Origin of the sequence: Pseudomonas sp. BJP69 (assembly GCF_007633355.1) — a bacterium.
Classification (GTDB): Bacteria; Pseudomonadota; Gammaproteobacteria; order Pseudomonadales; family Pseudomonadaceae; genus Aquipseudomonas; species Aquipseudomonas juntendi.
Genome location: NZ_CP041933.1, coordinates 4,307,939 through 4,319,909 on the forward strand (window position 1 = coordinate 4,307,939; position 11,971 = coordinate 4,319,909).

At 62.6% G+C, this 11,971-nt stretch carries 10 protein-coding genes; 9 read left to right on the forward strand and 1 reads right to left on the reverse strand.

Features of this window, described 5'->3' with window-relative positions:
• The first annotated feature begins 45 nt into the window (after nucleotides 1-45).
• From glpK to glpD, 3 genes are all read left to right on the forward strand, one after another.
• A complete protein-coding gene (gene glpK / locus FPB55_RS20185; RefSeq protein WP_009684549.1) occupies nucleotides 46-1,545 on the forward strand; it encodes a glycerol kinase GlpK in 1,500 nt (499 codons plus the stop codon).
• A 144-nt stretch (nucleotides 1,546-1,689) separates the two neighbouring features.
• Entirely contained in the window at nucleotides 1,690-2,445 is a 756-nt protein-coding gene (gene glpR / locus FPB55_RS20190) for a DNA-binding transcriptional repressor GlpR (RefSeq protein ID WP_009684548.1), read from the forward strand.
• Between the two features lie 232 nt (nucleotides 2,446-2,677).
• The gene (gene glpD / locus FPB55_RS20195; protein ID WP_009684547.1) at nucleotides 2,678-4,216 is read left to right on the forward strand and encodes a glycerol-3-phosphate dehydrogenase; all 1,539 of its coding nucleotides are present in this window, start codon (nucleotides 2,678-2,680) and stop codon (nucleotides 4,214-4,216) included.
• A gap of 20 nt (nucleotides 4,217-4,236) precedes the next feature.
• Here glpD and FPB55_RS20200 read toward each other — a convergent pair whose 3' ends face one another.
• Nucleotides 4,237-5,118 (reverse strand): NEL-type E3 ubiquitin ligase domain-containing protein, encoded by an 882-nt coding sequence (locus tag FPB55_RS20200; protein ID WP_115294643.1) that lies wholly within the window; start codon nucleotides 5,116-5,118, stop codon nucleotides 4,237-4,239.
• Nucleotides 5,119-5,400: 282 nt separating this feature from the next.
• On the opposite strand from FPB55_RS20200, the gene FPB55_RS20205 reads away from it, so the two are divergent.
• The 6 genes from FPB55_RS20205 to FPB55_RS20230 all read left to right on the forward strand — a co-directional run bounded on the left by FPB55_RS20205 (nucleotide 5,401) and on the right by FPB55_RS20230 (nucleotide 11,914).
• Nucleotides 5,401-6,318 carry a glutamate/aspartate ABC transporter substrate-binding protein gene (locus tag FPB55_RS20205; RefSeq protein WP_009684545.1) on the forward strand — a complete coding sequence of 306 codons (918 nt, stop codon included), beginning with the start codon at nucleotides 5,401-5,403 and terminating at the stop codon, nucleotides 6,316-6,318.
• A gap of 143 nt (nucleotides 6,319-6,461) precedes the next feature.
• On the forward strand, nucleotides 6,462-7,208 hold the full coding sequence (locus tag FPB55_RS20210; protein ID WP_054904046.1) for an amino acid ABC transporter permease: 747 nt from the start codon (nucleotides 6,462-6,464) through the stop codon (nucleotides 7,206-7,208).
• Entirely contained in the window at nucleotides 7,209-7,880 is a 672-nt protein-coding gene (locus FPB55_RS20215) for an ABC transporter permease subunit (RefSeq protein WP_009684543.1), read from the forward strand.
• Nucleotides 7,877-8,611: an amino acid ABC transporter ATP-binding protein gene (locus FPB55_RS20220; protein ID WP_009684542.1), complete on the forward strand. Its 735-nt coding sequence runs from the start codon at nucleotides 7,877-7,879 to the stop codon at nucleotides 8,609-8,611. Before FPB55_RS20215 ends, FPB55_RS20220 begins: the two co-directional genes overlap by 4 nt.
• A 73-nt stretch (nucleotides 8,612-8,684) precedes the next feature.
• Nucleotides 8,685-10,589, forward strand: a complete 1,905-nt coding sequence (locus FPB55_RS20225) for an ATP-binding protein (protein WP_009684541.1) — start codon at nucleotides 8,685-8,687, stop codon at nucleotides 10,587-10,589.
• Nucleotides 10,586-11,914, forward strand: coding sequence for a sigma-54 dependent transcriptional regulator (locus FPB55_RS20230; protein WP_009684540.1), 1,329 nt, complete (start codon nucleotides 10,586-10,588; stop codon nucleotides 11,912-11,914). The genes FPB55_RS20225 and FPB55_RS20230 overlap by 4 nt, the downstream gene beginning before the upstream one ends.
• The last annotated feature ends 57 nt before the right edge of the window (nucleotides 11,915-11,971 follow it).

Sequence of the window (11,971 nt, forward strand, 5' to 3'; positions counted from 1 at the left end):
CATCACACACAGCCCTGACCCCCTATTCTTGCAAGGCCTACGACCATGACAGACACCCAGGACAAGAACTACATCATCGCCCTGGACCAGGGCACCACCAGTTCGCGAGCGATCATTTTCGATCGTGACGCCAACGTGGTGGGTACCTCCCAGCGCGAGTTCGCCCAGCACTACCCGCAGGCGGGCTGGGTCGAACACGACCCGATGGAGATCTTCGCCACCCAAAGCGCGACCATGGTCGAAGCCTTGGCCCAAGCGGGCATCAGCCATGCGCAGGTTGCCGCGCTGGGCATCACCAACCAGCGCGAGACCACTGTTGTATGGGACAAGGAGACCGGGCGCCCGGTATACAACGCCATCGTCTGGCAGTGCCGCCGCAGCACCGAGATCTGCGCCCAGCTCAAGCGCGATGGCCATGAAGACTACATTCGCGAAGCCACGGGCCTGGTCACCGACCCGTACTTTTCCGGCACCAAGCTGAAATGGATCCTCGACAACGTTGAAGGCGCCCGTGAACGGGCCGAACGTGGCGAATTGCTGTTCGGCACCATCGATACCTGGCTGATCTGGAAATTTTCCGGTGGCAAGGTCCATGTCACCGACTACACCAATGCCTCGCGCACGCTGATGTTCAACATCCACAGCCTGCAGTGGGACGACAAACTGCTGGAGATCCTGGGCATCCCGCGGCAGATGCTGCCTAAGGTGCGGCCGTCGTCGGAAGTGTACGGCCACACCAAGAGCGGCATCGCCATCGCCGGTATCGCCGGTGACCAGCAGTCGGCCCTGTTCGGCCAGATGTGTGTGGCACCGGGCCAGGCCAAGAACACCTACGGCACCGGCTGCTTCCTGCTGATGAACACCGGCAGCCAGGCCGTGAAGTCTTCCCATGGCCTGCTCACCACCATTGCCTGCGGCCCACGGGGCGAAGTGGCCTATGCATTGGAAGGCGCCGTGTTCAATGGCGGCTCCACCGTGCAGTGGCTGCGTGACGAGCTGAAGATCGTCAACGACGCACTGGATACCGAGTACTTCGCCAGCAAGGTCAAGGACAGCAATGGCGTGTACCTGGTGCCGGCGTTTACCGGCCTGGGTGCACCGTACTGGGATCCCTATGCCCGTGGCGCGCTGTTTGGCCTGACCCGCGGCGTGAAGGTGGACCACATCATTCGTGCGGCCCTCGAGTCGATCGCCTACCAGACCCGCGACGTGCTCGACGCCATGCAACAGGACTGCGGCCAGCGCCTGTCCGAACTGCGCGTAGACGGTGGCGCAGTGGCCAACAACTTCCTCATGCAGTTCCAGGCAGACATCCTCGGCACCTGCGTGGAACGCCCGAAGATGCGTGAAACCACAGCCCTCGGCGCAGCATACCTGGCGGGCCTGGCCTGTGGCTTCTGGTGCGGCCTGGACGAGTTGCGCGACAAGGCCATCATCGAACGCGAGTTCAGCCCGCAACTGGATGAAGCGCAGAAAGAAAAGCTGTATGCCGGCTGGAAGAAGGCCGTCGATCGCACCCGCGATTGGGAAGATCACGACGCCTGAGGCACCCTCAGCGATGCCGCGGTCCCGCCATGGGATCGCGGATCGCGGTTCGCAGCCCGGGCCGATGCGTCATAGCCCACTGGCCGTAGTCTCCGTCCTACGGCATCATTGCAGAATTTGTCCGGCAGCCCCAAAGGACCGCCCATGAATCTGCCCCCACGCCAACAACAAATCCTCGAACTGGTGCGAGAGCGCGGTTATGTCAGTATCGAGGAAATGGCGCAGCTGTTCGTCGTGACGCCACAAACCATCCGCCGTGACATCAACCAGTTAGCCGAACTCAACCTGCTGCGCCGCTACCACGGGGGTGCCGCTTACGATTCGAGCGTCGAAAATACCGCCTACGCCATGCGTGCCGACCAGATGCGCGACGAGAAGCAACGCATCGCCGAGGCCGTGGCCAGGCAAATACCCGACCATGCCTCGGTGTTCATCAACATAGGTACCACCACCGAATCCATCGCCCGGGCCCTGCTCAATCACAACCACCTGAAAGTCATCACCAACAACCTGCATGTGGCCGCCATTCTCGCGGCCAAGGATGATTTCGAGGTGCTGGTGGCAGGCGGCACGGTGCGCCGCGATGGCGGCGTGGTCGGCCAGGCCAGCGTCGATTTCATCAACCAGTTCAAGGTCGATTTCGCCCTGGTAGGGATCAGTGGCATTGACGAGGACGGCAGCCTGCTCGACTTCGACTACCAGGAAGTGCGGGTATCCCAGGCCATCATCACCAATGCCCGCCAGGTCATCCTCGCCGCCGACTCCAGCAAGTTCGGGCGCAACGCCATGGTGCGCCTGGGTTCGATCAGCCTGGTGGATTGCCTGGTGACCGACCAGGCCCCCGCCCCCGCCCTGACTCAACTGCTCAACCAGTACAAGATCCGCATCGAAGTGGTGTAAACGCCCCACCGGCCGTCGGGCTGTAACGCCCTCAGATCGAGCGCTGCGCGATCTGCGGGCGGCTCGGTGCGCGAAGGGTTCAAGCGCATTTTCGTTAATGTTCATTTACATGCCATGTGATCAGTTTTTTCTATGAAAACTGACTGGCAAGCGCCCTCCTGTTGCGCTAGTATTTTCGGAAACGAACATTAATGTTCATATTCGATATGAACAGTTTCAGGAGGCCTTGCCCGTGTCCCAGCCCGTTTCGTCCCAGCCAGCACTCGCCGACTGCTACGACATTGCCGTAATCGGCGGTGGCATCAATGGTGTCGGCATTGCCGCCGATGCCGCTGGCCGGGGCCTCAAGGTGTTCCTGTGCGAAAGGGACGACCTGGCCCAGCACACCTCATCGGCCAGCAGCAAACTGATCCACGGCGGCCTGCGCTACCTTGAGCACTACGAGTTTCGCCTGGTACGCGAAGCGCTGGCTGAACGTGAAGTGCTGCTGGCCAAGGCGCCACACATCGTCAAGCCCATGCGTTTCGTGCTGCCACACCGCCCGCACCTGCGCCCGGCCTGGATGATCCGCGCTGGCCTGTTCCTGTATGACCACCTGGGCAAGCGCAAGCGCCTGGGCGCCTCGCGCAGCCTGCGCTTTGGCCCGGGCTACCCGCTCAAACCGCAGATCACCCGCGGTTTCGAGTACGCCGACTGTGCAGTCGACGATGCCCGCCTGGTGGTGCTCAATGCCATGGCTGCCCGTGAACACGGCGCTCACATTCTGACCCGCACCCGCTGCCTGCGCGCCGAGCGTGTAGATGGCCTGTGGCAGGTAGACCTGCTGCATGCCGACGGCAAGCAACAGCGCATTCGGGCACGCGCCCTGGTCAATGCTGCCGGCCCTTGGGTGGCCAGTTTCATCAAGGACGACCTCAAGCTCGATGCGCCCTATGGCATTCGCCTGATCCAGGGCAGCCACCTGATCGTGCCGCGCCTGTATGAAGGCGAACACGCCTATATCCTGCAGAACGAAGACCAGCGCATTGTCTTCTGCATACCTTACCTGGAGCGCTTTACCCTGATCGGCACCACCGACCGGGAGTACAGCGGCGACCCGGCGAAAGTCGCCATTACCGACCAGGAAACCCAGTACCTGCTCAACGTGGTCAACGCCCATTTCAACCATCAGCTGAGCCAGGCCGACATCCTCAACACCTATTCCGGGGTACGTCCGCTGTGCAACGACGAGTCGGACAACCCGTCGGCCGTCACCCGCGACTACACGCTGGCGCTGTCGGCAGAGGTCGGTCAGGCCCCGCTGCTGTCAGTATTCGGCGGCAAACTGACTACCTACCGCAAGCTGGCCGAATCGGCGATGGCCGAGCTCAAGCCCTTCTTCAGCCAGATGCGCGGCAGCTGGACGGCCACCGCGCCCCTGCCGGGTGGCGAACACATGACCACCGCACAAGCGCTGCTGGAGCAACTGTTGGCCCGCCATGGCTGGCTGCCGGTGGATATCGCCAAACGCTGGGCGAACACCTATGGCAACCGTGTCTGGCAACTGCTCGACGGCGTGACTGGCCCGGATGACCTCGGCCAGGCCATTGGCGGTGGGCTATTCGCTCGCGAAGTCGACTACCTTTGCGAGGCTGAGTGGGCGACGACCGCCGACGACATCCTGTGGCGCCGCACCAAATTGGGCCTGTTCACTCATGCAGCAGAACGCCTGGCCCTGGAAAACTACCTGCAACAAACCCGAGTTGGGCTTGCCCAGGGCAACGCCGCGTGATGCGGCGCTGCTGCGCAGGCTCAAAGCCTGCTGTGCAGCTCCTGCGCCAGGGTTAGCAGCAAGCGTCGCTCGGCCTGCTCGTATTCGTACTTGAGGGCCTTGCAACGCAGGGCGAAGGTCCAGTCGTCGATCTGCCCCTGGCTTACCTGTTCTTCGAGGCTCTCCATCCGAACATTGAGCGGTTGCAGTACGTGCTCGAAGCGCGCCGGGTGGCGCTCGCGGGCATGGACCTCCCAGAACGGCCGCTGCGCCAGGGAGCCGATCACTTGCTCAGGTGTTTCGTTTGCCAGGATCTGGTCGCGAGCACGCAGCAGGTCGCTGCTGGTGACATGGGCAAACCCTGGGTAGTGCATCTCATCGTCCTCAAGGGGCAGGTCCAGGGGGCCACTCAGCTTGAGCCGGTAATATAGCCGCGTCTCGACCTCATCCACGCCGACCGTACGCTGCGCACGCAGGCGCTCGATATGGCGCACGGCAAGCCGGTCGACTTCGTCCAGGCGCCAAAGCGAACGCCCCAGACGCCATAAACGCCCCTCCAGCCCCGCCGGCTCACCGCCTACCGCGCGCTCCACCATTACACTCAGTTCAAGCTGCTCCAACGTCAACAGCAGCCGGTCTTCACACGTCCTTGGGCCACCGGCTTCAGCGAACAGGCGCACACGCACAGCCTCATGTTGCTCGCAGAACTCCAGAATGCGCCAGATACGCGCGCGGTAACGCGCCGGCGCCAGGTCGAAATCTTCCGCCCCCGCGAAGTCCGCCAGAAACCGAAACAGGTCGGCGGCGCCACGCTCTGCGCCTAACGCGTCGTAGATGACGCGCCAGCGCATCCGTTGTTGTGCCTCGGCCGTACCGGCCAAGCGCTCGAACAAGGCGTCGGCCAGAGGCTGAGGTACACCCATAGCCCCAACCTGGGTTCCTGCAGCGAGCCCGCCCGGGCAAACAATCGGTTTTCCGACCGTAGCAACCAGGATAGTTCGGAAAACCGAACGAAAGCCCGAGGTAGACGCACTCCGCCAGGGCCCCGAGCGCCCGGACGATCAGGTTTTTTGCTCGTCTAACCCGTTTGGCACGACTCATGCTCTACACTCTTCAATCGAATGCACAGCGCTTCGCTGTATTCGTTGAACGAAAGAGTCCGCCAACGGCTCCATAAAAAAAACAAACACGTCGAGGAAAATTTGATGCGTATCGTTCGTCATCTGTTGGGCGCCACCATTGCCGCTGCGATCATTGCTTCGCCAGCCATGGCCGAAGAACTGACCGGCACCCTCAAGAAGATCAAGGACTCGGGCACCATCACCCTGGGCCACCGCGACTCTTCCATTCCATTTTCCTACCTGGCCGGCAAACCCGAGCCCGTGGGCTACTCGCATGACATTCAGCTGGCTGTCGTCGATGCCCTGAAAAAACAACTGGGTACGGACATCAAGGTCCGCTACAACCTGGTCACCTCGCAGACCCGTATCCCGCTGGTGCAAAACGGCACCGTCGACCTGGAATGCGGCTCCACCACCAACAACGTCGAGCGCCAGCAGCAAGTCGGCTTCTCGGTCGGCATCTTCGAAGTCGGTACCCGCCTGCTGACCAAGGTCAAGGACGGTCAACCTGCATACAAGGACTTCCCGGACCTGGCTGGCAAGAACGTGGTGACCACCGCTGGCACCACCTCTGAGCGCATTCTCAAGGCAATGAATGCCGACAAGCAGATGAAGATGAACGTGATTTCCGCCAAGGACCACGGTGAAGCCTTCAACATGCTAGAAAGCGGCCGCGCCGTAGCCTTCATGATGGACGACGCCCTGCTCGCCGGTGAAATGGCCAAGGCGCGCAAGCCGGCAGACTGGGTCATCACCGGTACCCCGCAGTCCTATGAAATCTACGGCTGCATGGTGCGCAAGGGTGACGAGGCGTTCAAGAAAGCGGTCGACGATGCCATCGTTGCCTATTTCAAGTCGGGCGAAGTCAACAAGAGCTACGACAAGTGGTTCCAGCAACCGATTCCGCCAAAAGGCCTGAACCTGCAGTTCCCGATGAGCGATGAGCTGAAAAAACTGATCGCCGAGCCTACCGACAAGGCCGCGGACGAGAAGAAGTCCTGATCCTCAGATAACGGCCTGGTGCTCGACAGCACGAATCAAACCCTGCAGGCCACTCATTAGTGTCTAACCTTTCATCCGAGGGCGCCCAGCGCCCCCGGATGTACCAAGGTGCCCGTGAAACAACCGTCTGAGGGGAAATCCCGATGAATTACAACTGGGACTGGAGCGTGTTCTTCAAGTCCACCGGCGTGGGCAGCGAGACCTATCTCGACTGGTACATCACCGGCCTGGGCTGGACCATCGCCATCGCCATCTCCGCCTGGATCATCGCCTTGCTGCTGGGCTCGGTGCTCGGCGTCATGCGCACCGTGCCGAACCGCCTGGTATCGGGCATCGCTACCATCTACGTGGAGCTGTTCCGCAATGTGCCGCTGCTGGTGCAGCTGTTCATCTGGTACTTCCTGGTGCCAGACCTGCTGCCCGAAGGCCTGCAGGAATGGTTCAAGCAAGACCTCAACCCGACCACCTCGGCGCTGATCAGTGTGGTCATCTGCCTGGGCCTGTTCACTGCCGCCCGTGTCTGCGAGCAAGTGCGCACCGGCATCCAGGCGCTGCCGCGCGGCCAGGAATCCGCAGCCCGCGCCATGGGTTTCAGCCTGCCGCAGATCTACACCAACGTGCTGCTGCCCCAGGCCTACCGGATCATCATTCCGCCCCTCACCTCCGAATTTCTCAACGTGTTCAAGAACTCTTCGGTGGCATCGCTGATCGGCCTGATGGAGCTGCTGGCGCAAACCAAACAGACCGCCGAATTTTCCGCCAACCTGTTCGAGGCGTTCACCCTGGCCACGCTGATCTACTTCACCCTGAACATGGGGCTGATGCTGCTGATGCGCATGGTCGAGAAGAAAGTCGCCGTGCCTGGCCTGATTTCCGTGGGGGGCAAGTAAATGGACATGGATTTCAGCGAAATCATCCCGGCCCTGCCCGCCCTGTGGGAAGGCATGCTCATGACCTTGCAACTGATGGTCATGGGCGTGGTGGGCGGTATCGTGCTGGGCACCATCCTGGCGCTCATGCGGCTGTCATCGAGCAAGCTGCTGTCGCGGCTGGCCGGGGCCTACGTCAACTATTTCCGCTCGATCCCGCTGCTGCTGGTGATCACCTGGTTCTACCTGGCGGTACCGTTCGTACTGCGCTGGATCACCGGCGAGGACACCCCGGTGGGTGCCTTCACCTCGTGCGTGGTGGCGTTCATGATGTTCGAAGCCGCCTACTTCTGTGAAATCGTCCGCGCCGGTGTGCAGTCGATCTCCAAGGGCCAGATGGGCGCCGCCCAGGCCCTGGGCATGACCTACAGCCAGACCATGCGCCTGATCATCCTGCCGCAGGCGTTTCGCAAGATGACCCCGCTGTTGCTGCAGCAGAGCATCATCCTGTTCCAGGATACCTCGCTGGTCTACACCGTGGGCCTGGTGGACTTCCTCAACTCGGCACGCTCCAACGGCGACATCATTGGGCGCTCCCATGAGTTCCTGATCTTCGCCGGGGTCGTGTACTTCCTCATCAGCTTCTCCGCTTCGTGGCTGGTCAAGCGCCTGCAAAAAAGGATCACCGTATGATTTCCATCAAGAACGTCAACAAGTGGTACGGGGACTTCCAGGTACTGACCGACTGCAGCACCGAGGTCAAGAAAGGTGAAGTGGTGGTGGTGTGCGGCCCTTCGGGTTCGGGCAAGTCCACCCTGATCAAGTGCGTCAATGCCCTGGAGCCGTTCCAGAAGGGCGATATCGTGGTCGATGGCACCTCGATCGCCGACCCCAAGACCAACCTGCCGAAGCTGCGTTCGCGGGTGGGCATGGTGTTCCAGCACTTCGAACTGTTCCCCCACCTGAGCATCACCGAAAACCTGACCATCGCCCAGCGCAAGGTACTGGGCCGCAGTGAGGCGGAGGCCACCAAGAAAGGCCTGGCCCTGCTCGACCGCGTCGGCCTTGGCGCCCATGCCAAGAAGCACCCGGGCCAGCTGTCGGGTGGCCAGCAACAGCGCGTGGCCATTGCCCGTGCACTGTCGATGGACCCGATCGTCATGCTGTTCGACGAGCCGACCTCGGCGCTGGACCCGGAGATGGTCAACGAAGTACTGGACGTGATGGTGGAGCTTGCCCACGAGGGCATGACCATGATGTGCGTGACCCACGAAATGGGCTTCGCCCGCAAAGTGGCCAACCGCGTGATCTTCATGGACAAAGGCCACATCATCGAAGACTGCCAGAAGGAGGCGTTCTTCGGCGACCCGACTGCCCGCCACGAACGCACCCAGCACTTCCTCAGCAAGATCCTGCAACACTGATTTTGCTTCATTGAACCGGTCGGCGCCGCTGCCCAATCGGGCAGCAGGCGCTGGTCGTGACAAGGCCACTGTGATGAAATGCGATCCTTCGCTTCTTCTCCCTGCCAAGCCTGCCGTGAAATCCCGCCTGCTCCGCCAATTGCTGTTGCCACCACTGATCATTTTGCTGATGGTCGGCCTGGGTATGGCTGGCTACCTGATCAGCGAGAGCAACGGTATTCGCACCCTCAGCGAAAACGGTGAACGCCAGCTGGAGCTGCACGCGCGCACGGTCGAAAGCGAGATCAGCAAATACACCTACCTGCCGAGCCTGCTGGAGCTGGAAGACAGCGTCTCGCACCTGCTCACCGACCCGGATGGCGGTTCGCGCCAGGCGGTCAACGAATACCTCGAAGGCCTGAACCGGCGCAGCCGCAGCCGGGCAATTTTCGTGCTCGATACCAATGGCCGGGTCCAGGCCACCAGCAACTGGCGCGATGCCGATTCGTTCCTGGGCGAAGACCTGTCGTTCCGCGCCTATTTCCAGACTGCCGTACGCGGCGAACCTGGGCGCTTCTACGGCATCGGCAGTACCACGGGCGAGGCTGGCTACTACCTGGCCCACGGGCTCGAGGAACACGGCAAGATCATTGGCGTGGCAGTGATCAAGGTACGCCTGGATACCCTGGAAGAACGTTGGCAGCGGGCGCGCCTGGAGGCATTCGTCAGCGACGAGAACGGCATCATCATCCTTTCCAGCGACCCTGCCAGGCGCCTGAAGTCGGTACGCCCGCTGACCGCGCAAACCAAGGAACGGCTGGCGCGCAGCCTGCAGTATTACTGGTGGCCGTTGAACGAGTTGCAGCCCCTGGCCCGCGAGACCCTGGCCGATGGCGTGGAAAAACTGACCTTCCCCGCCAACAGCGAGACTGCCCACGGCGAGCCCCACGAAGTGGCCTACCTGGCCCAGACCCGCCGGCTGGTCGACACGCCCTGGCATTTCACCCTGCTCACCCCGCTGCAGGACCTGCGCCGCGAATCCATGGTCCAGGGCATTCTGGTGGGGGTCGCCTTCGCCCTGCTGGCCATCCTCGGCATCGCCTGGAACGAGCGGCGCAAAGTCATCGCCACCCGCCTGGCCGCACGCGAGGCGCTGGAGGAAGCCAACAGCCAGCTGGAGCGACGGATTACCGAACGCACCGCCGACCTGCGTGCCAGCAACGAACGCCTGAAAGGCCAGATTCGCGAGCGCCGGCACGCCGAACAAACGCTGCGCCACGCCCAGGACGAGCTGGTGCAGGCCGGCAAGCTGGCAGCCATCGGGCAGATGTCCACCAGCATCGCCCACGAGCTGAACCAGCCGCTGGCTGCCTTGCGTACGCTGTCTGGCAACACGGTGCGCTTCCTCGAACGCGGGGCGCTGGAAACCGCCAGCACCAACCTGCGCACCATGAACGACCTGATTGACCGCATGGGCCGCATCACTGCCAGCCTGCGCTCGTTCGCCCGGCGCAGCGACGACAGTGGCCAGGCTTCCCTGGCCAAGGCGATAGAAGCCACCTTGCAAGTACTGGGCAACCGCATCAGCGCCTGCCAATTGCAGCTGCACAACCACTACGAGGACCAGCAACTGGCCATCGACCAGACCCGCCTGGAGCAAATCCTGGTCAACCTGATCGGCAATGCCCTCGATGCCATGGCTGCGCAGCCACAGCCCGAACTGTGGCTGGAGGGCGAAGTGCAGGGCGACAAATACCGTTTGCAGGTGCGTGACAATGGCCACGGCATCGACGCCGAGGCGCGCAAGCACCTGTTTGAACCGTTCTTCACCACCAAACCGGGCGAACACGGCCTGGGCCTGGGCCTGACCCTGTCGGCGAGCCTTGCGGCTGCGGCCAAGGGCAGCCTCAACGTCGAGCACCCCGTCACCGGCGGGAGCGCCTTCGTCCTGGCCCTGCCCCTGGTTTCGCCCCCTAACGAATCGGCAGAGCACCCATGAACCAAGCGCCTCTTACCGTCCTGATCGTCGAAGACGACCCGCATGTGCTGCTCGGCTGCCAGCAGGCACTTGCCCTGGAGGACATCGCCTGCGAAGGTGTGGGCAGTGCCGAGCAGGCGCTGGAGCGCATCGGCGACGATTTCGCTGGTATCGTCGTCAGCGATATCCGCCTGCCCGGCATCGACGGCCTGGAGCTGCTCAACCGCCTCAAGGCCCGCGACCGCAGCCTGCCTGTGGTACTGATCACCGGCCACGGTGACATCGACATGGCCGTAGGCGCCATGCGCAATGGTGCCTACGACTTCATGGAGAAGCCGTTCTCCCCGGAACGCCTGGTCGACGTGGTGCGCCGCGCCCTGGAGCAACGGGGGCTGTCGCGCGAAGTGGTTGCCTTGCGCCGCCAGCTGGCCGAACAGAGCAGCCTGGAAGGCCGTATCATCGGCCGCTCGCCGGCCATGGAGCACCTGCGCGAGCTGATTGCCAATGTGGCCGACACCTCGGCCAACGTGCTCATCGAGGGCGAGACCGGCACCGGCAAGGAACTGGTCGCACGCTGCCTGCATGACTTCAGCCGTCGCCAGGGCCAGCCCTTCGTGGCGCTGAACTGTGGCGGCCTGCCGGAAAACCTGTTCGAGACCGAGATTTTTGGCCACGAGGCCAACGCCTTCACCGGTGCCGGCAAGCGCCGTATCGGCAAGATCGAACACGCCAATGGCGGCACGCTGTTCCTCGACGAGGTGGAGAGCATGCCGATCAACCTGCAGATCAAGCTGCTGCGCGTCTTGCAGGAGCGCACCCTGGAACGGTTGGGGTCGAACCAGAGCATTGCCGTGGATTGCCGGGTGATTGCGGCAACCAAGGCCGACCTCGATAGCCTGGGCCAGAGCGGTCAGTTCCGCAGCGACCTGTACTACCGGTTGAACGTGGTGACCCTGGAGCTGCCACCGCTGCGCGAGCGCCGCGAAGACATCTTGCAATTGTTCGAGCACTTCCTGCAGCAATCGGCCCTGCGCTTCGATCGGGAAACACCGACCCTGGACAGCCAGACCTTGTCCCGCCTCCTCGCCCACGACTGGCCAGGCAATGTGCGGGAACTGCGCAACGTGGCCGAACGCTACGCCCTGGGCCTGCCGGCGTTCAAGAAAGGGCCCAGCGGGGGGGCCAGCCAAGGCCTGGGCTTTGCCGAGGCGGTGGAGGCGTTCGAACGCAACCTGCTCAGCGATGCACTGCAACGCACCGGCGGCAACCTCAGCCAGGCCAGCCAGGAGCTGGGCATGGCCAAGACCACGCTGTTCGACAAGGTCAAAAAATACGGCCTCGGTTGACCTCAACAACGGTGTGAAGCGCCTACGGCGCGAGTATTCGGGCCCCAGTGGGTGTGG

Bases quoted from the DNA above. Each gene is read 5' to 3' on its own strand.
- glpK (WP_009684549.1), top strand. From the start codon at position 46: ATGACAGACACCCAGGACAAGAACTACATCATCGCCCTGGACCAGGGC.
- glpR (WP_009684548.1), top strand. From the start codon at position 1,690: ATGAATCTGCCCCCACGCCAACAACAAATCCTCGAACTGGTGCGAGAG.
- FPB55_RS20200 (WP_115294643.1), bottom strand. From the start codon at position 5,118: ATGGGTGTACCTCAGCCTCTGGCCGACGCCTTGTTCGAGCGCTTGGCC.
- FPB55_RS20205 (WP_009684545.1), top strand. From the start codon at position 5,401: ATGCGTATCGTTCGTCATCTGTTGGGCGCCACCATTGCCGCTGCGATC.
- FPB55_RS20210 (WP_054904046.1), top strand. From the start codon at position 6,462: ATGAATTACAACTGGGACTGGAGCGTGTTCTTCAAGTCCACCGGCGTG.
- FPB55_RS20215 (WP_009684543.1), top strand. From the start codon at position 7,209: ATGGACATGGATTTCAGCGAAATCATCCCGGCCCTGCCCGCCCTGTGG.
- FPB55_RS20220 (WP_009684542.1), top strand. From the start codon at position 7,877: ATGATTTCCATCAAGAACGTCAACAAGTGGTACGGGGACTTCCAGGTA.
- FPB55_RS20225 (WP_009684541.1), top strand. From the start codon at position 8,685: ATGAAATGCGATCCTTCGCTTCTTCTCCCTGCCAAGCCTGCCGTGAAA.
- FPB55_RS20230 (WP_009684540.1), top strand. From the start codon at position 10,586: ATGAACCAAGCGCCTCTTACCGTCCTGATCGTCGAAGACGACCCGCAT.